General features: G+C 72.8%; 16 protein-coding genes. 8 read left to right on the top strand and 8 right to left on the bottom strand.

The window, feature by feature from the left end; genetic code table 11:
* Positions 1-27 precede the first annotated feature (27 nt).
* Positions 28-1,338: a GAF domain-containing protein gene (locus OG462_RS33375; protein ID WP_406063415.1), complete on the bottom strand. Its 1,311-nt coding sequence runs from the start codon at positions 1,336-1,338 to the stop codon at positions 28-30.
* A 284-nt stretch (positions 1,339-1,622) separates the two neighbouring features.
* Positions 1,623-3,281: an acyl-CoA dehydrogenase family protein gene (locus OG462_RS33380; protein ID WP_406063417.1), complete on the bottom strand. Its 1,659-nt coding sequence runs from the start codon at positions 3,279-3,281 to the stop codon at positions 1,623-1,625.
* 17 nt (positions 3,282-3,298) lie between these two features.
* Between OG462_RS33380 and OG462_RS33385 the strand changes: the two genes are divergently transcribed.
* Both OG462_RS33385 and OG462_RS33390 read left to right on the top strand, forming a co-directional pair.
* Complete coding sequence (locus tag OG462_RS33385) at positions 3,299-4,423, top strand: YihY/virulence factor BrkB family protein (RefSeq protein ID WP_406063419.1); 1,125 nt, start codon at positions 3,299-3,301, stop codon at positions 4,421-4,423.
* Between the two features lie 27 nt (positions 4,424-4,450).
* Entirely contained in the window at positions 4,451-5,215 is a 765-nt protein-coding gene (locus OG462_RS33390; RefSeq protein WP_406063421.1) for a helix-turn-helix domain-containing protein, read from the top strand.
* Here OG462_RS33390 and OG462_RS33395 read toward each other — a convergent pair.
* The gene (locus OG462_RS33395; RefSeq protein ID WP_406063423.1) at positions 5,143-5,565 is read right to left on the bottom strand and encodes a VOC family protein; all 423 of its coding nucleotides are present in this window, start codon (positions 5,563-5,565) and stop codon (positions 5,143-5,145) included. The two genes, OG462_RS33390 and OG462_RS33395, sit on opposite strands and share 73 nt — an antisense overlap.
* 411 nt (positions 5,566-5,976) lie before the next feature.
* Here OG462_RS33395 and rsgA point away from each other — a divergent pair, with 411 nt between their 5' ends.
* Both rsgA and OG462_RS33405 read left to right on the top strand, forming a co-directional pair.
* On the top strand, positions 5,977-7,095 hold the full coding sequence (rsgA, locus tag OG462_RS33400) for a ribosome small subunit-dependent GTPase A (RefSeq protein WP_406063425.1): 1,119 nt from the start codon (positions 5,977-5,979) through the stop codon (positions 7,093-7,095).
* Positions 7,096-7,202: 107 nt separating this feature from the next.
* Positions 7,203-8,597 carry a bifunctional transcriptional activator/DNA repair enzyme AdaA gene (locus tag OG462_RS33405; protein ID WP_406063427.1) on the top strand — a complete coding sequence of 465 codons (1,395 nt, stop codon included), beginning with the start codon at positions 7,203-7,205 and terminating at the stop codon, positions 8,595-8,597.
* Here OG462_RS33405 and OG462_RS33410 read toward each other — a convergent pair.
* The 4 genes from OG462_RS33410 to OG462_RS33425 all read right to left on the bottom strand — a co-directional run bounded on the left by OG462_RS33410 (position 8,530) and on the right by OG462_RS33425 (position 11,116).
* Entirely contained in the window at positions 8,530-8,928 is a 399-nt protein-coding gene (locus OG462_RS33410) for a PPOX class F420-dependent oxidoreductase (RefSeq protein WP_406063429.1), read from the bottom strand. The two genes, OG462_RS33405 and OG462_RS33410, sit on opposite strands and share 68 nt — an antisense overlap.
* Before the next feature lie 130 nt (positions 8,929-9,058).
* Entirely contained in the window at positions 9,059-9,541 is a 483-nt protein-coding gene (locus tag OG462_RS33415; RefSeq protein ID WP_406063431.1) for a DUF456 domain-containing protein, read from the bottom strand.
* A 64-nt stretch (positions 9,542-9,605) separates the two neighbouring features.
* Positions 9,606-10,043, bottom strand: a complete 438-nt coding sequence (locus OG462_RS33420) for a hypothetical protein (protein WP_406063433.1) — start codon at positions 10,041-10,043, stop codon at positions 9,606-9,608.
* A gap of 89 nt (positions 10,044-10,132) precedes the next feature.
* The gene (locus OG462_RS33425; RefSeq protein ID WP_406063435.1) at positions 10,133-11,116 is read right to left on the bottom strand and encodes a helix-turn-helix domain-containing protein; all 984 of its coding nucleotides are present in this window, start codon (positions 11,114-11,116) and stop codon (positions 10,133-10,135) included.
* Positions 11,117-11,349: 233 nt separating this feature from the next.
* Here OG462_RS33425 and OG462_RS33430 point away from each other — a divergent pair, with 233 nt between their 5' ends.
* The 4 genes from OG462_RS33430 (at position 11,350) to OG462_RS33445 (ending at position 19,186) form a co-directional block, all read left to right on the top strand.
* The gene (locus OG462_RS33430; protein ID WP_406063437.1) at positions 11,350-15,111 is read left to right on the top strand and encodes a S8 family peptidase; all 3,762 of its coding nucleotides are present in this window, start codon (positions 11,350-11,352) and stop codon (positions 15,109-15,111) included.
* 123 nt (positions 15,112-15,234) lie between these two features.
* The gene (locus OG462_RS33435) at positions 15,235-16,941 is read left to right on the top strand and encodes a protein phosphatase 2C domain-containing protein (protein WP_406063439.1); all 1,707 of its coding nucleotides are present in this window, start codon (positions 15,235-15,237) and stop codon (positions 16,939-16,941) included.
* A gap of 27 nt (positions 16,942-16,968) precedes the next feature.
* On the top strand, positions 16,969-18,711 hold the full coding sequence (locus tag OG462_RS33440; RefSeq protein ID WP_406063441.1) for a pyruvate dehydrogenase: 1,743 nt from the start codon (positions 16,969-16,971) through the stop codon (positions 18,709-18,711).
* A 70-nt stretch (positions 18,712-18,781) separates the two neighbouring features.
* The gene (locus OG462_RS33445; protein WP_406063443.1) at positions 18,782-19,186 is read left to right on the top strand and encodes an ATP-binding protein; all 405 of its coding nucleotides are present in this window, start codon (positions 18,782-18,784) and stop codon (positions 19,184-19,186) included.
* 36 nt (positions 19,187-19,222) lie between these two features.
* Here OG462_RS33445 and OG462_RS33450 read toward each other — a convergent pair whose 3' ends face one another.
* Positions 19,223-20,341, bottom strand: coding sequence for a DUF2637 domain-containing protein (locus OG462_RS33450; RefSeq protein WP_406063445.1), 1,119 nt, complete (start codon positions 20,339-20,341; stop codon positions 19,223-19,225).
* Between the last annotated feature and the right edge of the window lie 186 nt (positions 20,342-20,527).

A 20,527-nucleotide genomic window follows, 5' to 3' on the forward strand; every position in this document is an offset into this window, starting at 1 on the left:
CTGCGTCCCCTAGGTGTCCTGCGTCCCCTACGAGTCCCGCGCGTCCGTGCCCGTTCGGGGCGCCCGTACCGCCGGGGCAAGGGAGTGCGGCAGCAGGTCCGCCGGGCGCTCCGGGCGGAGGACCTCCACCGCGACCTCCTCGCGGAAGCGGTACGGGCGGTGCGCCAGGACCCCGGCGAGGTTCCGGCGTACCCGGGACATCTCCGCCCGTACGGTCACCGTCCGCGTACGGTCCCCGAACACGTCGTCCGCCAGCTCCGCCGCCGTCCGCCCGTCCCGGTGCAGCGCCAGGACGTAGAGGAGCTCCGCGTGCCGGGGGCTCAGCTCCTGCTGCCAACTGCCCGCCGCACCCGAGACGGACACCGTCCAGCGGCGCGGCCGGCTCAGGTCGAGGACCACCCGGCTCGCCGCGGCCGTGCCCGGCTCCTCCACCGGCGTCTCCTCCTCGACCCGCAGCAGCCAGCCGCCCGGCAGCGGCTCCACCGCGCACACGCCGAGCGAGGGCAGCCACAGCCGGCCGGACCGGAAGGACTTCGGCAGCGGGATGCGGTCCACCGGTGCGAGCCCCGTCACCGCCGCCGTCCAGCCGTGGCTGTCGACCGCGACGGCCCGGCCGCCCACCCGGCACAGGATCGGCGCGGCCACCGCCCGCAGTCGCTCCACCGATCTGCGGTGCCGCTCCCGCATCTCGGCCTCGGCGAGCTGGGCCACCGAACCGACCAGGGCCAGCATCGCCGGATGGAAGCTGGACGCGGGACCGCTCACGTCCAGGATGCCGAGCAGCCGACGGTCGCGCGGATCGTGCACGGGCGCGGCGGCGCAGGTCCAGTTGTGGAGCGCCTGGACGTAGTGCTCGGCGGAGTGCACCTGAACCGCCCGGCCCATGGCGAGGGCCGTACCGACCGCGTTCGTCCCGGTGGTGTGCTCGGTCCAGGCGGCGCCCTCCTCCAGGCAGATGCCGTTGGCCTGCCGCATGACCGCCAGGTTTCCCTGCCGCCACAGCACCCGGCCGTGCTCGTCGGTGACCACCATGATCTGCAGGGAGGTGTCGGCGATGCCGGCGAGGCCGCCGCTCAGCGTCTGCATGACCTCGGAGAGGAGCGTGGTTCTGCGCCGCTCCTCCAGCTCGTCCCGCTGGAGCAGCACGCTGTTCGTGCCCTGGTCGGGGTCGAGCCCGAGCCGGGCCATGCGCTGCCAGGACGCGTCGATCTCCGCGCGGGGCGCGATCGGCGGCGTGCGGCCGGCGAGCGTCGCCTCGCGGACCCGGTGCAGCAGCCGGGTGGCCTGGGCGGCGTCCATGGCGGCGAGGCGCTTCATGTCGAGCTGCGTGTTATTCATCGGTCTCTCCCAGCCACCCGGGGTGCTGTATCGGTTCTGCACGGGGCAGATGTCCGGAGTGTCGGTGCCCATCGTGCCGTTCGGAACCGCTCCGCGAGGCCCGGTTCGGGTAATCCTGCAACCCTTTGCAACTCTGTTCGCCGACCGCCCCCCTGGGCGAAGGTGGTGGAAGCGGCGGGTGGTGCCGTGTCGGCGCAGCACCACCCCCGCTTTTCCGCGCGTGCCGACCCCCCGTGGTCCACCCCTGGCGCGCGCGGCAAGCTTCCCGGACGTACGCCCCCGCCTCAGACCTCCACGCGCGCCCGCTCCACCAGCGCCCGCAGGTCCAGCGTGTGCGGCAGTGTCCCGAACGCCGCACCCCCGTCCCCGCCGAGGCGCGCCGCGCAGAACGCGTCCGCGACCTCCGGCGGTGCCCACCGCACGAGCAGCGCCCCCTGAAGGACCAGCGCGATCCGCTCCGTGAGCCGCCGCGCCCGCGCCTCGATCCCCTCCAGGTCCGCCAGTTCGACCAGCAGTCCCCGGATCGCCCGGTCCAGCCGGTGGTCCGCGCCCCGCGCCGCCCCCACTTCCCGCAGGAACGCGTCCAGCGAGGCCGGTTCGGTCCGCAGCGCCCGCACCACATCGAGCGCCTGGACGTTCCCCGAGCCCTCCCAGACCGAGTTGAGCGGCGACTCCCGCAGCAGCCGGGGCATCCCCGACTCCTCCACGTACCCGTTGCCGCCCAGGCACTCCAGGGCCTCCGCCACCATCGGCGTGCACCGCTTCGTCACCCAGTACTTCGCCGCCGGAACGGTGATACGGAGCAGGGCCCGCTCCCGCTCCGCGTCGCCGGAGCCGTCGGCATCGACGGCGTCGTAGGCCGCCGCGAGTCGCATGCCGAGAACCGTCGCCGCCTCCGACTCAAGGGCGAGATCGGCGAGTACGTTCCGCATCAGCGGCTTCTCGATCAGCGGCCCGCCGAAGGCGCTGCGGTACGCGCAGTGGTGCACGGCCTGCGCCACCGCCTGCCGCATCAGCGCCGCCGAACCGAGGACACAGTCGAGCCGGGTCGCCGCCACCATGCCCATGATCGTGCGGAGCCCGCGCCCCTCCTCGCCGACCCGGCGCGCCCAGGTCGTCCCGTCGAACTCCACCTCCGCGGAGGCGTTCGAACGGTTGCCCAGCTTGTCCTTCAGCCGCTGGAGCGCGAAGGCGTTGCGCGAGCCGTCCGCGAGAACCCGGGGCACCAGGAAACAGGTGAGCCCCGCCGGGGCCTGCGCGAGGACCAGGAAGGCGTCCGACATCGGCGCCGAACAGAACCACTTGTGCCCCGTCAGGACGTACTCCCCGTCGGCCGCCAGGGGGCGCGCCTCCGTCGTGTTCGCCCGGACGTCGCTGCCGCCCTGCTTCTCCGTCATGGCCATTCCGAGGAGGACGCCCGGCTTCTCCGCGACCGGGCGGAGCTCCGGCTCGTACACGTGCGAGCGGGCCGCCGGCTCCCACACCTCGGCGAGCTCCGGCTCGGCACGCAGCGCGGGCACGGCGGCATGCGTCATCGACAGCGGGCAGCCGTGCCCCGCCTCCGCCTGCGACACCACCAGGAACCCGGCGGCCCGCCGCACATGACCGCCCGGACGGCCCCACGCGTCCGTGAGCCCGGCCCCCACCGACTTGCCGAGGATCCGGTGCCAGGCCGGATCGAAGTCGACCTCGTCGATCCGGTGGCCGTACCGGTCGTGGGTCCGCAGCCGCGGCGGGTTCGCGTTCGCCCGCTCGCCCCACGCCCGGACCTGCGCCGAACCGGACGCCCGGCCGAGGACGACGAGATCCTCGCGGGCCTCCGCCAGGAGCTCCGGCGCGAGGTGCCGTTCGACCGCCTCCGCCAGTGCCGGGTCGCTCGTGAAGACGTCGTACCCCAACAGGGGCGGAGCCTGGTTGGTCACGGTGTGGGTGGTCGCTGCCATGCCGATACGGTAAGCAGGTGCAGGCAGCAAGCGAAACACCCGAACGGCCCGAGCGGCGGCCCTGGAGCAGGCTCCACCGCGCGCGCGTCCTCTACCGCAACGTCTCGAAGCGGAAGATGGTCTGGCTGCTCCTCAAGGACACCGTCAACTCGTGCATCGAGTACCGGATCCTCGGCCTCGCCGCCGAGGCCGCGTTCTTCACCCTGCTGTCACTGCCGCCGCTGCTCCTCGGCATGATCGCCCTCCTCGGCTACGCCGACGACTGGACCAACACGGACACCGTCGCGAGCATCCAGGAGAACATCCTCCGTGCTGCCGGAACGGTCCTCTCCGACCGAGGGGTCCGCGACATCGCCAAACCCCTCCTGGACGACGTGACCCAGGGCAAACGCCCCGAACTGGTCTCCCTCGGCTTCGCCATCGCCCTCTGGTCCGGCTCGCGCGCGGTGAACGTCTTCATCGACACCATCACCGTCATGTACGGACTCGACGGCCACCGCGGCATCGTGAAGACCCGGCTCCTGGCCTTCCTGCTCTACATCGTGGCCCTGATCATCGGAGCCGTCGTGCTGCCCCTCGCGGTCGTCGGCCCCGACCGGGTCGTCGAACTCGTCCCCTGGGGCACGGAGGTCGTCTCCGTCCTCTACTGGCCGGCCGTCACCCTGCTCTCCATCGCCTTCCTCACCACGCTCTACCACGTGTCCGTGCCCGTCAGATCGCCGTGGATCGAGGACATCCCGGGCGCCCTCGTCGCGCTCGGGATGTGGGTCCTCGGCAGCTTCCTGCTGCGCATCTACCTCACCAGCCAGGTCGAGGGGCCCACGATCTACGGCTCCCTCGCCGCGCCCATCGCCGTCCTCCTCTGGATCGGCATCTCCGCCTTCGCCGTCCTCGTCGGCGCCGCCGTGAACGCCGCCATCGACCGCGTCTGGCCCTCCGTCGCCACGGCGGCGGCCCGTGAGGCCAACGAGCGGGCCCGCGCCGTCCAGGCGGCGGAACTCGTCGCCCGGGTCCGGGCCGAGGCGGAGGACGTCGACGAGGACGACCCGGACATGCCGTCCGAGTTCCCCGAGCGCTGGTCCCGGTTCCTGCCCCCGGACGACGTGAAGGCCCGCCTCCACTCCGGCTGGGAGAAGGACTGACCGACCGGCGGGGCTTATTTTTGAGGTGTGTACGAGGAGCGCCCCGCCCTGCTCGACGGAGCCGTCCTGTGGACCCGGACCGCCGGGCCCGCCCCGGAAGGCTCCCGGCCGGCCGTGCCGGCCCGGCCCGTCCTGCCCGACGGCTGCATGGACCTGATCTGGGCCGAGGGACACCTCCTGGTCGCCGGACCCGACACACGCGCGTACGTACCGGGGGAGTTCGCCGCGCGGTACGCCGGAATCCGCTTCGCGCCCGGTGACGCGCCCGGTTTCCTGGGCGTACCGGCCCATGAACTCCGCGACCGGCGGGTCGCCCTCGGCGCGCTCTGGGGCGAGGCCGAGGCGCGGCGGCTCGGCGAACGGATCACCGAGGCCCCCGACCCGGCCGCCGCCCTGGACGAGCTCGTACGGCACCGGGCGGCCGAGGCCCCCGCGCCCGATCCGCTGCTCCGGGCCGTCGTGGCGCGCCTCGCGGCCGGCCGGGCGGTCGCGGAGACGGCCGACGCGGTCGGGATCGGCGCCCGGCAGCTGCACCGGCGGTCCCTCGACGCCTTCGGCTACGGCCCCAAGATCCTCGCGCGCGTGCTGCGTCTCCAGCGTGCGCTCGCCCTGGTCCTCGCCGGAGTGCCGTACGCGGAGGCCGCCGTACGTGCGGGCTGCGCCGACCAGGCCCATCTCGCCCGTGAGACCAGGGCACTGGCCGGGATGACGCTCGGTGCCTACGTGGCGTCCGTGGCGGAGTCGGCGAAGAGCGAGACGCCACTGCCGTCCGGGTCGAGGACCACCGCGTAACGCTGGCCCCAGAAGGCGTCCCAGGGCTTCAGATGCCCCTGGTACCCGGCGGCGACCAGCTCCTCGTACACCGCGTCCACGGCCTCCGGCGTGCCGCACCGGAAGGCGAGCTCGATCCGGTTCCCGCCCTCGGGCCGCCGCCGGCCGGGGTCGAAGGAGCGCACGACGTCCTCCGTGTCCCAGGCGATCCGCAGCCCGCCGGGCAGCACGGCCTCCACGTGCGGGGCGGACTCGGCCCCGGCCGGGATCTCCAGGCCGAGGCGGCGGTAGAAGGCGAGCGAGGCGGCCATGTCGGAGACGACGAGGCCGATCAGGTCCAGGTGCGGGGTGATGCGGGGTGCTGTGTCCATGAGGGCACGGTAGGCAGGGTGTCCCCGGCCGGTCTTGTACGAATCGGACCTCGGATCCGGCCGGCCGCACTGCTCGGCCGCATCCGCTCGTACCGGGCGTCCAAGGCGAGGGACTGCGCCACCGGTTCCCGCTCTCACGGCCGGAAAAGGAGGTGTGGGAGTGGCGCGAAATAAATGCCTGGCGTGGCCCGACGGGGCCGCGCTAAGGTCATGTCGTTCTCACGGACCGGCCGACTCGGCTGTCCGGGACTGTCGCCGTGTGTGATCCAGGAGGTGTGACCGATGGCTGTCGTCACGACGGGTGTTGCCCGCATTCAGCAGTTCGTTCACTCCACCTCCGTGGTCGCCGGCTGACCTTCTTCCTGCGCGCCGATCGGCGTGTGCCGGGGCCACCCCTGTGAAGGGTCCCCCTTGTCTTTCCCGCTTTCCCCCGTCACTTCTTCTTCCTCTTCCTCGCCGCTCGACGCCCATGGATGGGACGCCGGGTGGGCCGCCGCCTTCGCCCCGTACGCCGCCCAGGGGCTCGTCCCCGGCCGGGTCGTCCGGGTCGACCGCGGTCAGTGCGACATCGCCACCGCCGACGGGATCGTGCGCGCCGACACGGCGTTCGTGACCCCGCACGATCCGCTCCGGGTCATCTGCACCGGCGACTGGGCCGCCGTCGACCCCGAGGGCGTCAGCGACCCCCGCTACGTACGGGCGTGTCTGCCGCGCCGTACGGCCTTCGCGCGTTCCACCTCCTCCAAGCGGTCCGAGGGGCAGATCCTCGCCGCCAACGTCGACCACGCCGTCATCACCGTCTCGCTCGCCGTCGAGCTGGACCTCGGCCGCATCGAGCGCTTCCTCGCCCTGGCCTGGGAGTCCGGCGCCCAGCCGACCGTGGTCCTCAGCAAGGCGGACCTCGTACCCGACCCCCTCGGGCTCTCCTACCTCGTCGAGGACGTGGAGACGGTCGCCCCCGGCGTCCAGGTGGTGCCCCTCAGCTCGACCACGGGCGAGGGACTCGACGTGCTGTCCGCGGTGGTCGCGGGCGGTACGACCGTGCTCCTCGGCGTCTCCGGCGCCGGGAAGTCGACCCTCGCCAACGCCCTCGTCGGCGAGGACGTCATGGCCGTCCAGGCCGCCCGGGACATCGACGGCAAGGGCCGCCACACCACGACCACCCGCAACCTCTTCGTCCTGCCGGGCGGGGGCGTCCTCATCGACACCCCCGGGCTGCGCGGAGTCGGGCTCTGGGACGCCGAGACGGGTGTCGGCCAGGTCTTCTCGGAGATCGAGGAGCTGGCCGGACACTGCCGCTTCCACGACTGCGCCCACGAGGCGGAGCCGGGCTGCGCGGTGGCGGCGGCGATCGAGGACGGCTCGCTTCCGGTGCGCCGTCTGGAGAGCTACCGCAAGCTGATCCGCGAGAACCAGCGGATCGTGGCCAAGACCGACGCCCGCGTGCGCACCGAGATCCTCAAGGACTGGAAGCGCAAGGGCGCCGAGGGCCGCCGCGCCATGGAGCTGAAGCGCGGAAACGTCCGGTAGCGGGCGTACGGGGCGGCGTGGGCGTACGGGGGAGGGCCACCCTCCCCCGTAACGCCGTGTCCGAAAACCGCGAGCCCGATGTCGGGCGGCGTCGCACACTGGGAGACGTGAAGAACGACGACACCCGCTACGAGGCGGTCAGCAGCAGGGACGCGCGGTTCGACGGAGAGTTCTTCTTCGCCGTCCGCACCACCGGCATCTACTGCCGTCCCAGCTGCCCCGCCGTCACCCCGAAACGGCAGAACGTCGCGTTCTTCCCGACGGCCGCCGCCGCCCAGGGCCACGGCTTCCGGGCCTGCCGCCGCTGCCGCCCGGACGCCGTGCCCGGCTCCGCCGCATGGGACGTGCGGGCCGATGTCGTCGGGCGGGCCATGCGGATGATCGGCGACGGCGTCGTCGACCGCGAAGGGGTGCCCGGCCTCGCCGGACGCCTCGGCTACAGCACCCGGCAGGTGCAGCGCCAGCTCACCGCCGAGCTCGGCGCCGGGCCGGTCGCGCTGGCCCGCGCCCAGCGGGCGCACACGGCACGGCTGCTCCTCCAGACCACCGGGCTGCCGGTGACCGAGATCGCCTTCGCGGCCGGCTTCGCCAGCGTCCGCCAGTTCAACGAGACCATCCGCGCCGTCTACGCCCGCACCCCCACCTCCCTCCGTGCCGAGGCGGGCAGCGGCGCGGGAGCCCGTACCGCACTCGCCGCCGGGGTCCCGCTGCGGCTCGCCCACCGGGGTCCGTACGCCGCCGGCGAGGTCTTCGACCTGCTCGCGGCCGAGGCCGTGCCCCGCGTGGAGGAGATCGTCGGCGCCCCCGGCGCCCGCACCTACCGGCGCACGCTCCGGCTCCCGTACGGCACCGGGATCGTCTCCGTCGACGAGCGCTCCGCCGGGCGCTGGCTGGAGGCCCGGATCCATCTCACCGAGCTGCGGGACCTGACCACCGCCGTGCACCGGCTGCGCCGCCTCTTCGACCTGGACGCCGACCCGTACGCGGTCGCCGAACGCCTCGGCTCGACCCCCGCGCTCGCCGCCGAGGTGGCCGCCCGGCCCGGCGTACGGTCCCCGGGGACGGCCGACCCGGAGGAGTTCGCCCTGCGGACGCTGCTCGGTGCCGCGGAATCCGCCGTGGTCGTCGAGGCGCACGGCACACCGCTGGCCACCGGCTGCGGCAGCCTCACCCATGTCTTCCCGGAGCCCCGGGCCCTGACCGGTCACCCCGTCGCGGGCCCGCTGGCCCGCGCGCTCACCGCCGGCGAGGTCTGCCTCGACCCGGGCGCCGACCGCGACGAGGCCGAGCGCGCGCTGCGCGCCGTGCCCGGCGTGACCGTCGAGGCCGCCGCCCTGATCCGGATGCGGGCCCTCGGTGACCCCGACGTGCCCCCGGCGGACGGCCCGGACACGGAGGAGTGGCGGCCCTGGCGCTCGTACGCCGCCCGCTACCTCAGGACGCCGATCCCGGGGACTCCTCGAGGCCCCAGCTGTGGATCCGGCGCGGATGGATCCGGATGACCTCCTCGCTGAAGTGCGGACCGAGCGCGTGCGAGCCGACGAGGAGCTCGGCCTCGCCCCGGATCTCGACGCCCCGCACCCGCCAGGGGTGGACGCTCGCGAGGTCGTCGACGACCAGCGCCACCTTCGGGTTCTCCCGCAGGTTGCGCCACTTCTTCGTACGGCCCATCGCGAGTCCGCCCACCAGGACGGTGCCGTCCTCCTGCGGGAAGAAGCCCACGGGATTGGCCTGCGGCTGACCGGACGGGTCGACCGTGGCCATCCGGCCGAGCTGCCGGCCGCCGGTGAGATAGGCGCGTTCCGCCTCGGTGAAGCCCTCGAAATCCCTCATGTACCCAGGATCGCGCCGTCGTGCCGCCGATGGATCGGCAGCGGGACCCATCCCCGCTCCCTCTTCCGCCCTAGGCCGTGTCCGGAAAGTCCCGCCTTGCCCGCGGTGCCCGGCCCGCCCGGCCCAGGACTCAGCCCCAGATCACCGCCCCCGCCCACGCCCCCACGATCAGCAGGCAGGAGAACAGCTCGACGAGGACGCTCGTGCCGGCCGCCCGCATCACCGTGCGGGTCGCCGCCCTGGCCTGGCCGTGGCCGCCGAGCCGGAGCCGTTCCGAGAGGTAGATCCCGCCGACGAAGCCGGGGATCGCGCCGAGCACCGGGACCAGGACGAAGCCCAGGAGCGCGCCCACCCCGGCGTACGTCACCATCCGCCGGGTGATGCCCACGCCCCGGAAGCGGCGGGGCGGCAGCTGCCAGACGACCACCTGGGTGAGCAGCAGCAGACCGGTCGTGGAGGCCAGCAGGATCCAGGCGAGGTCGGTCCGCTCGTGCAGCGACCACCACAGCATGGCGGCCCACACCAGCCACGTTCCCGGCACGCCGGGGGTCAGCACCCCGAACAGGCCGAGCAGCATCACCGTCGCGACCAGCAGGAGCTGCCACACACCCATGTGCCCAGGGTGCCGGAATCCGGGTGTTCCCGCAGGTCACGGCGGACGAACGGAGTACGGGGCGTCAGCCGGCGGCAAGCGGCAGGGCGGCGGCCACGAGATCCCGGCCCTTGCGGCCGAGCAGCGGGAACACGATCTTCAGGGAGGTCTCGCTGTGCGGCGAGGAGACGATGAAGGAGGAGTTCACGTACCGCTCCTTGATCTCCGACCGGACCAGGCCGGCCCGCTGGAGCGTCATCGTGTGCTCCACCGGCTTCGCGAACATCGGGTCCGCGCGGAAGATGAACAGCCGGCGGTCGGTCATCGCCAGGTACATCGGGGTCGGCGTCGGGATCACCGCCATCGCGCCACCGCTGAGGACGGCCGACGCCACGCCGAACACGGCGGTCCGGCGCACCGAGACGGAGCTCAGGTTGACGACGGCCGTCACCTCGACCTGCTCCCCGGGCTCCAGCACCGGGGTGACGGTGGCCAGCAGGGCGCGGCGGCGCCTTCCGTTCATGGTGGTGCTCCTGGGCGGTCGTACGAGAGGGCAGCGGGTCGGTACGGACGTCCGAACCGGGCGCGCTCACCCTGCCATACGACCCCCGCTCAGCCGCGCGCCACCCACCCCTTCTCGTACGCGTGCCAGCCCAGCTGCAGCCGGGTCGTCACCCCGGTCAGCTCCATCAGGCCCTTCACCCGCCGCTGCACCGTCCGCAGCCCCAGGTCCAGCTGCTTGGCCACGCTCGCGTCCGTCATCCCGGCGAGCAGCAGCGACAGGATCTCCAGATCCATGACATCCGGACCGGGTGCCTCGTCCTCGGTGACCTGCGCGCCGGCCCCGAGTCTCAGGGGCAGTGCATCCCGCCACACCGACTCGAACAGGCCCATCAGCGATTCGAGGAGCCCGCTCGCGTGCACGACGATCGCCGCCGGCTCCGCGCCCCGCCCGGTCAGCGGCACCATCGCCAGGTTCCCGTCGGCGACCACCAGCTTCGTCGGAACCCGGTCCGCGACCCGGACGCGCTCCTCGCGGCCGAGCGCCGCCGAGAGTTCGAGCAGCCCGGTCGGGAGGGTGAGCACTTCGCGTTCGAGCACCACCCGGTAGCGCACCCCTCGCCCGGCGGCCTGCTCCTCCGCGTCGTTCTCCATGCCGGAGACCGCGATCGGCTTGCCCGTCACCAGGGCGCAGACCTCCTCCTGCGCGCCCAGCTGGAGCTGGAGGAAGCGGTGGGTGACGGCGCTCGCGCCGGTCACCACCTCCACCAGGTCGTGCACGGCCGCTTCCTCGGCCTCCGCCCGGTACTCCTCGGCGAGCAGCGCCGCCGCCAGTTCCGCCCGCTCCAGCTCGTGGCGCTGCTGGGTGAGGAGGGCGCCCAGGGCCACCCCCGGCGGCGCCGCCACCCACCGCCCGGTCCTGGCCGAGGACTGGGCGGCGAGCCCCTGCGACTCCAGGCGGCGCAGCGCCCGCTCGGTGTCCCGCTCGGGCAGTGCGAGCCGGTGCGCGAGGTCGGTCACCTCGGCCGCACCCAGCGCGACCAGCGCCCGGTACGCGGACTCCTGGCGCTCATCGAGTCCTATCGCTCCCAGCATGGATGCCCCGCCCCTCGCCGTACCTCCGGCGGGCGCCCCGGATTCTTCCCAGGACGTTCACCGGAGGCATTCGTTCCGTTGGTGACCTGGCGGGAAACGGCCACGGCGCATTCCCGCCTTGCCCATCATCCCTGTACGGCCCTCACCTCTGCCAATGTGGCGCCACCGCAGCACCAACAACCTTCGGATACGGGTGTCTTGTGCCCTTTTTCCGGAATCAGATGGGGAGAGCGATGCGCCCGATTTCGCGTACGGCCCTGGGGGCGGCGACCGCCGTCGTCCTGGCCGTCACCGCGGTCGCGCCGTCCATGGCGAATGAGCCGAAGGACGACACGGCCGGCAAGCGACCGCTGGTAGGCAGCGAGGCCTCGGCCCGCGCCGGCGACCGTCCCGTCACGGTGACCCTGGTCACCGGAGACCGCGTCGTGGTCACCCGCGACGCCGACGGCAACCCGGCCGCCACGGCCCTGCCGCGCGAGGACGGAACCGTCCCCCTGGTCCAGACCCGCCGCTCTGGTCAGGACCTGTACGTCTACCCCGAGGACGCCACCGACGCGCTCGCCGCGGGTCGCGTCGACGAGGAGCTCTTCAACGTCACCGGGCTCGTCCGCCAGGGCTACGACGACGCGGCCACCACGACGCTGCCCCTCATCGCGGTCTACGGCTCCGACCTCGCCCGATCCGTCCCCGCCGCCCCGCGCGGCGCCAAGCGCGGCCAGGTCCTCAAGACCGTCGACGGTGTCGCGCTCAAGGCGGAGAAGAAGCAGGCCGCCACGTTCTGGGCCGAGCTGAACGCCCCCGCCGCCCGCTCCGCCTCCGGGATCAAGAAGCTCTGGCTCGACCGCAAGGTCCAGGCCACCCTGGAGCGCTCGACGAAGCAGGTCCACGCCCCCGAGGCCTGGGCCGCCGGCTACGACGGCACGGGCACCAAGGTCGCCGTCCTCGACACCGGCGCCGACGCCGAGCACCCCGACCTCAAGGGCCGGATCGCCGCCTCGGAGAACTTCACCGACTCCGACACCGCCGACGACCGCCAGGGCCACGGCACCCACACCATCTCCACCGTCGGCGGCTCCGGCGCCGCGAGCGGCGGCAAGAAGAAGGGCGTCGCGCCCGGCGCGGAGCTCCTCAACGGCAAGGTCCTCAACGACTCCGGCTCCGGTGCCACCTCGTGGATCATCGCGGGCATGGAGTGGGCCGTCGCGCAGGGCGCCGACGTCGTCTCCATGAGCCTCGGCAACCCCACCCCCACCGACTGCACCGACCCGATGAGCGTCGCCGCCGAGGAACTCGCCCAGAACGAGGGCACGTTGTTCGTCATTGCCGCCGGAAACTCGGGACCGACCCTCAACACGGTCTCCTCGCCCGGCTGCGCGCCCAGCGTGCTCACCGTCGGCGCCACCGACCGCGACGACTCCACCGCGTACTTCTCCAGCAGCGGCCCGACGATCGTCAACCACACCCTCAAGCCCGAGATAGCCGCGCCCGGCGTGAACATCTCCGCCGCGGCCGCCGGCGGCCGGGGTGTGTACGCCTACCAGTCCATGTCCGGTACGTCGATGGCCACCCCGCACGTCGCGGGCGCCGCCGCCATCGTCAAGCAGCGCCACCCCGACTGGACCGCCCAGCAGATCAAGGCCGCGCTCGTCGCCTCCGCCGAGAGCTCCGTCCCCGGTGACGTCCGCGAGGTCGGCGGCGGCCGCCTCGACGTCAAGGCCGCCGTCGACCAGACGGTCCTCGGTGCCCCCGCCGTCCAGGGCGGCACCTACAATTGCCCGCAGGACAAGAGCGACCGCACCACGGTCTCCGTCCCCTACACCAACACCTCCGCCGCCCCGGTCACCCTGAACCTGGCCGTCGAGAGGGTCACCGGCAACGACGGCTCCACCGTGCGGAGTTCGGTCGCCCGCCTCGGCAAGCGCACCGTCACCGTGCCGGCCGGCGCCACCGTCCAGGTCCCGCTGGAGCTCGACCCCACGGCCCGCCTCGACCGCGCCCAGTACGGCGACGTCACCGGCCGCGTGATCGCCACCGGCAAGGGCGGCGTCCACGTCTCCACCCCGTTCTCGCTCTACGTCGAGCCCGAAACGGTCACCCTCCGCGTCAAGCTGATCGACCGTCAGGGCAAGGCCGCCTCCGGCGCCTCCTCCCTCGACGTCATCGGCACCGACGACGCCAGCGGCGAGCGCCGTTTCAACGAGGGCGTCGCCGACCAGGTCTACCGCCTGCGTCCCGGCAGCTACTTCCTCTCCTCCTTCGTCACCACCCCCGACGCGGGTGAGGGCGCCACGCTGAACGACTCGCTCAGCTACCTCGGCCGCCCGCAGCTGGAGCTGAAGAAGGACACCACGGTCGTCCTCGACGCCCGCAAGGCCCACAAGCTGTCGGTGAAGACCGACCAGGCCTCCGAAGCCCGCGGCACCACCCTCGCGTTCGCCCGCTCCTGGGACGACATGTGGATGCACGCCGGCACCGCCGCCGGACCCCGCACCATCCGCGGCTACTACGCCTCGGTCGAAGGCGCCGCCGACGAGGGCGACTTCGAGTTCGGCAGCTACTGGCGCGCCGCCGCCCCGCTGATCTCTTCGCTCCGGACCACCGACGGCCTGACCCTGCACCCGGTCACCGCCTCCACCGGCTCCGACAACCTCGACGGCACCGGCTCCGCCGGCCTCGTGGACGCCGGAACCGGCACCCCCGACGAGCTGAAGGCCGCCGGTGTCCAGAGCCGCATCGCCCTGGTCCGCTTCCCCGACTCCTCCAACGCGGCGGCGACGGTCGCCCGCAACGCCAAGGCCGCCGGAGCGGTGGCCGTTCTCGGGTACCGCACCGGCCCCGGCCGCTGGTACCCGACGGGCGGATTCACCGGTGCCGGGTTCCCGGTCCTCGCCGTCGACTCCACCGAGGGCGCGGCGCTGCTCACCAAGCTCGCCGCGGGTGAGGTCGCACTCTCCTGGAAGGCCACGGCGAAGAGCCCCTACCTCTACAACCTCGCCTTCCCCGAGAAGGGCTCGATCCGCGACGCCGAGAACTACCGTGTCCGCGACGGACAGCTCGGCCGCACCGAGTCCACCTACCGCGCCATGGGCATCGCCAACGACTTCCTCGACTTCAGCGGCGCCAACCGGCCCAACGGCATGGCGATCTCCTTCAGCGACCTCGCGCCGATCCCCGCGCCGGGCACCCGCACCGAGTACTTCACCGCCGGGGACACCGGCTGGGACCGGATGCTGTCCTCCAGCTTCCCCTTCGGCGAGTACATGCTGGGCGCCCAGCACACCTACAAGGCCGGCGAGCGGCGCACCGAGAGCTGGTACGACGGCGTCGTCGCCCCCACCGCCCCGCGCGACACCACCGGCAAGCCGGTCCTCGTCGCCGAGCGCCAGGGCAACTACATCGGCTTCTCCGCCGCCATCTGGGGCGACAACACCCACCACGGCGAGGCCGGTTCCTTCGGTGACATCGGCGGTGTCCGCCTCAGCCGGGACGGCGAGGTCCTGGGCGAGTCCGGCTGGCCGTTCGGAGCCTTCGAGGTACCCGCCGACGCGGGGACGTACACCCTCGAACAGAACGTCATGAAGATCGGCAGCAAGGTGTGGGCCCGCTCCACCTCCGTCAACTCGGTGTGGAAATTCACCTCCAAGCTTGACGAGAGCGTCTATTCTCAGGGCATCCCGATTCTCTTCCCCCGGTACGACCTTCCGGAGGACGGACTCAAGACCCTCGCCGCGACCGACGGCCAGCACATCGGCCTCACCGCGACGGGTCACGCGGGCTACACCCCCGCAGCGCTCACCTCGGCGAAGCTCTCGTACTCCTACGACGGGGGTACGACCTGGACCGAAGCGCGGGTCTCTCAGCAGGGCGGCAACTGGACCGCGACCGTGAACCACACGGGCGCGACCGGCAAGCCGGTCACCCTGAAGACCGAACTGACGGACGCCAACGGCAACTCCGTCACCCAGACCGTGGTCCGCGCCTACGACGTGCGCTGATCACGCCGGTCCGCCGGGCGTCCTTCCCGTGGGGGGTGGGGCCGCCCGGCGGACCACCCATTTGCAGCAACGGTTTTCCTGATGTCCCGTTTTCGGGCGCCCTGCGCGGTGGACAATAAGGGCATGACTCAGCAGGGGGACGACAACTGGTGGGACAAGCTCTACGACGAGTCGGCGCCGGACACGGCCCCGACGGCGTCGGGTGACACCCTCGACGACCACTTCACGACGGCGGCCCGGGCCACCACGGACCCGCGCCCGAAGACACCTGACCCGAGCCCGAAGACACCGGACCCGGGTCCGACGGCCCCGGACCCGGAACCCACGCCGACCGTGCCGGTCAGAGCGCCGGCCCCGTGGGCCACGGAGGCCGACGAGGCCCCGCCTCCGCCGCCGATCCCGGCCGTCACGCCGCCCGCGCCTCCCGTGCCGCCCGCGCCTCCCGTGCCGCCCGGCCCCCCGCCCGTGCCGCCCGGCCCCCCGCCCGTACCCGGCACGGCCCCCGCGCGCGGGCCCGCGCCCCTCACGCCCGGTCGGGCGCCCTGGGAGACGCCTCCGGAAGGGCCGCAGACCTTTCCCGCGCCGCCGCCTCCCGTCGCCCCGCCCGTCGAGGCGCCCACCGTCCAGGTGCAGGTGCCGCAGGGAACGGGCCGTGAGGAGCCGGAGTCCGGGTACTGGGACGAGGCCCCCACCGACACCGACACCTATCCCGAATCCGGTCCGGACTCCGGCCCCGGTCCGGACTCCGGCCCCGGTCCGGACTCCGGCCCCGGTCCGGACTCCGGCCCCGGGTCGGACCTCACCGTCGAGGTCTCCGTGCCCCGGCCCCGTACCGGATACGTCGGCAGCCGGCCGCCCACGTACGAGGCCGAGCCGACCGCGCTGCCCGTCGCCCGGCCCGGTGAGCTCGGTGAGCTGGTCTCCGACACCGTGCTCGACGGGGCCCGTTACGGCACCTGCACCCTGCGGGCCGCCTCCGTGCGCGGCGACTCCGCGCGCTACCGGGGCGAGCCCCGCCGCGACGCCCTGCTCACCGCCCGCTTCGGCCACGACGAGACCGCGCTCGTCCTCGTCGCCGTCGCCGCCGGCTCCCGCGCCGCCGAGGACGCCCATCTCGCCGCCGCCGACGCCTGCCAGTGGATCGCCGAGGCCGTCTGCCGCAGCCATGCCCGGCTCTCCGAGGACATCAGGTCCGGTCGCCGCGGCGACCTCAAGTCGGGACTGCACCGGCTGACCGACCGTACGTACGGCAAGCTCCGTACCCGCGCCGCCGAGCGCGGCCTCGCCCCCGACGAGTACACCGCCACCCTCCGCTGCCTGCTCGTCCCCGCCGACCCCGCCTGCCGCACCCGCGTCTTCTTCGGCATCGGCGGCGGCGGTCTCTTCAGGCTCCGTGACGGCTCCTGGCAGGACATCGAACCGCTCCTGCCGGAACCGGCCGCCGTCACCGGCGGTCCCGTCCTCGGCTTCGGATCGCCGCCGCGTCCGGCGCCCCCGGAGGCGGTCCCCTCCGAGACCGAGGAGGGCGACCGGCTCACCATGGACTTCGGCATCACGACCGCTCCCGGGCCGCTCGTCGAGGAGCCCGTGCCGCCGCCCGCCGAGCCGTTCCGCTTCCGCGCGTCCGTCGCCCGCCCGGGCGACACCCTGCTGCTCGCCTCGCCCGGTCTCGCCGAACCGATGCGCGGAGAACCCGCTCTCGCCCGCGAGCTCGCCGCCCGCTGGGCCGACACCGAGGCGCCCGGTCTCGCCGAGTTCCTCGCCGACACCCAGCTGAGGGTGACCGGTTACGCCGACGACCGTACGGGGGTGGGCGTCTGGGAGGCGTAACGCGGCGGGCCATGTGTTGATGGATCCATGGCCAAACAGAACGTGGCGGAACAGTTCGTCGACATCCTCGTGCGCGCGGGCGTCCGGCGCCTGTACGGCGTCGTCGGTGACAGCCTGAACCCGGTCGTCGACGCGATCCGCCGTACCCCCTCGCTCGACTGGATCCAGGTGCGGCACGAGGAGGTCGCGGCGTTCGCCGCCGGCGCCGAGGCGCAGATCACCGGTGGCCTCGCCGCCTGCGCCGGCTCCTGCGGCCCGGGGAACCTGCACCTCATCAACGGCCTGTACGACGCCCACCGCTCGATGGCCCCGGTCCTGGCGCTCGCCTCGCACATCCCGTCGAGCGAGATCGGCCTGGGCTACTTCCAGGAGACCCACCCCGACCAGCTGTTCCGCGAGTGCAGCCACTACAGCGAACTCATCTCCAATCCGAAGCAGATGCCCCGGCTGCTCCACACGGCGATCCAGCACGCCGTCGGCCGCGGCGGCGTCAGTGTGGTCGCGCTGCCCGGCGACGTCGCCTCCCAGCCGGCCCCGGAGAAGGTGGCGGAGACCGCGCTCGTCACCTCCCGGCCGACCGTCCGTCCGGGCGACGCCGAGATCGACGCCCTGGTGCGGATGATCGACGCGGCCGACCGGGTGACGCTCTTCTGCGGCAGCGGCACGGCCGGGGCGCACCCCGAGGTGATGCAGTTCGCCGAGCGGATCAAGTCACCGGTCGGCCACGCCCTGCGCGGCAAGGAGTGGATCCAGTACGACAATCCGTACGACGTCGGCATGAGCGGACTGCTCGGTTACGGCGCCGCGTACGAGGCCACCCACGAGTGCGATCTGCTGATCCTGCTCGGCACCGACTTCCCGTACAACGCCTTCCTGCCCGACGACGTCAAGATCGTGCAGGTGGACGTCCGGCCCGAGCGCCTCGGCCGCCGCTCCCGGCTCGACCTCGCCGTCTGGGGTGACGTCCGCGAGACCCTGCGCTGTGTGATCCCGCGCGTCCGCGCGAAGAACGACCGCCGCTTCCTCGACAAGATGCTCAAGAAGCACGCCGACGCGCTCGAAGGCGTCGTCAAGGCGTATACCCGCAAGGTCGAGAAGCACGTCCCGATCCACCCCGAGTACGTGGCCTCGGTGATCGACGAACTTGCCGACGACGACGCCGTGTTCACGGTGGACACCGGAATGTGCAACGTCTGGGCGGCCCGCTACCTCACCCCCAACGGGCGGCGCAGGATCATCGGTTCGTTCAGCCACGGGTCGATGGCGAACGCGCTGCCGCAGGCCATCGGCGCGCAGTTCACCGACCGGAACCGTCAGGTCGTCTCGCTCTCCGGCGACGGCGGATTCTCCATGCTGATGGGCGACTTCCTCACCCTCGTGCAGTACGACCTGCCGGTGAAGGTGATCGTCTTCGACAACTCCTCGCTCGGCATGGTCGAGCTGGAGATGCTGGTCTCCGGACTTCCCTCGTACGGAACCACGAACAAGAACCCGGACTTCGCGGCCATCGCCCGCGCCGCCGGCGCCTACGGGGTACGGGTCGAGAAGCCCAAGCATCTGGCGAGTGCCCTCAAGGACGCCTTCAAGCACAAGGGCCCGGCCCTGGTGGACGTCGTCACCGACCCCAACGCGCTCTCCATCCCGCCGAGGATCAGCGCCGACATGGTGACCGGCTTCGCCCTCTCCGCCAGCAAGATCGTCCTGGACGGGGGAGTGGGCCGGATGGTCCAGATGGCGCGCTCCAACCTGCGCAACGTGCCCCGACTCTGAGGGAATGCGGGCGTTTTGGCGGGGCATGCATCCCCGTGAGCCTGTTCGACGCGATCTGTGGGTGGGGGTTATGGCCGGGGAGGCACGACAGCCGACTCAACTGCTCAGAAAGGTGGGATGCGAGGATCTCACCGCGGTGCCGGAGGTGCGACATGCCTTGCGCGAAATGCTGCGGAAGTGGGGCGGACCGGGCGCCTCCGACGTGGCGGAACTGCTCACCAGCGAACTGGTGACCAATGCCCTGATCCACACCGAGCACGGGGCCGTCGTGACCGCGACGGTCGTTCCGGAGCAGCTGAGGGTCGAGGTCCGCGACTTCGTGCCCGGACTCGCGCCACCGCACGTACCGCGCGCCGACGACGGTACGCACGGCAGGGGGCTGATCCTCGTCGAGGCGCTGGCCGACTCCTGGGGAGTCGAGGACCACGGAGTGGGCAAGGTGGTGTGGTTCGAACTGAACGGCGGGGCCGCCTGAGAGGCGGCCCCGCCGGTTTCGGGTCGGCGCGAGGACTCAGCCGAACTGCTGCTCCAGATCCTTGAGCTTGCGCTCCAGGGAGTCGAGACGGGGCAGCGTCTGGGTGTCGTCCTCCGCGGTGAGGTCCACCGTCCGGGAGTCGTTCGTCTGGATGTCACGTCCCCTGACGGCTTGGAGGGAGGGCCGGGGTCGAAGCGGCAGTTGTCCCGGGTCCGCTATGGCGGGTTCCGCGACGGCGGCCTGGACGGACGCCGTGGCGGAACCGGAACCGGAACCGGAACCGGACCCCGGACCCGGGCCCGTACCGGATCCCGACGCGGCGTTGAGCGCCGCCATCTCGACCTGACGGCCGCCGCCCCTGCCGAAGGCGCGGTGCTGGCGGTTGATGGCCTTCAGGCGTGCCCGGTCGAGTTTGACCTGGTCGCGCCGGCGGAGGCGGTTCTGCTCCTTCTCCCGCCGGTCCTCGCGCACCTCGTCGACGGCCTCGTCCAGGGTCCGTACGCCCTCCAGAAGCATCAGCGACCAGGCGGCGAACGTCTCCCGGGGCGCTCTCATCCACCGCACGATCCGGATCTGCGGCAGCGGGCGGGGCACCAGGCCCTGCTCGCGCAGCGCGGCCCTGCGGGTCTGCTTGAGCGCCCGGTCGAAGAGGACCGCCGCCGAGAGGGACATGCCCGCGAAGAACTGCGGGGCCCCGTCGTGGCCCATGCCCCGCGGCGCGTGCACCCAGTTGAACCAGGCCGCCGCACCCGCGAACAGCCAGACGAGCAGCCGCGAGCCGAGGGCCGCGTCACCGTGGCTTGCCTCGCGGACCGCGAGCACCGAGCAGAACATGGCGGCGCCGTCGAGGCCGAAGGGGACGAGGTACTCCCAGCCACCGGTGAGGTTGAGGTTCTGCCGGCCGAAGCCGACGAGTCCGTGGAAGGAGAGGGCCGCGGCGACCGCGGCACAGCAGAAGAGGAGGACGTAGGAAGCGGTGCCGTACACGGCTTCCTTGCGTCTGCGGCGCTCCTCGCTGCGTTCCCAGGAGTCCTCGGCCGCGGCCTGGTCACCGGCGCGCTTCCCGCGCGCGAGCACCGCCACCGCCGTCAGGACTCCGGCCACCATGACGCCACCCGGAAGCAGCCAGTCCAGCGATATGTCGGTCAGTCTCATGCGGTGTCCCTTGCATCGCAGTAGGGCGTTTGGCGGCCCATACTGGCCGACCCCGCGGGGCGCTCAAGGGGTTTCCGGGCAAGAGCACGCCATCGGGGCGCCACGGCATACGAATAGGTGCGATCTGGTCGAACACCTAAGCAGGGAGAGGGGGTTGAGTTCGATTTACGCCACCCGTCCGGGTGG

The sequence above is a fragment of the Streptomyces sp. NBC_01077 genome, assembly GCF_045162855.1.
In the GTDB taxonomy this organism is placed as follows: Bacteria; Actinomycetota; Actinomycetes; order Streptomycetales; family Streptomycetaceae; genus Streptomyces.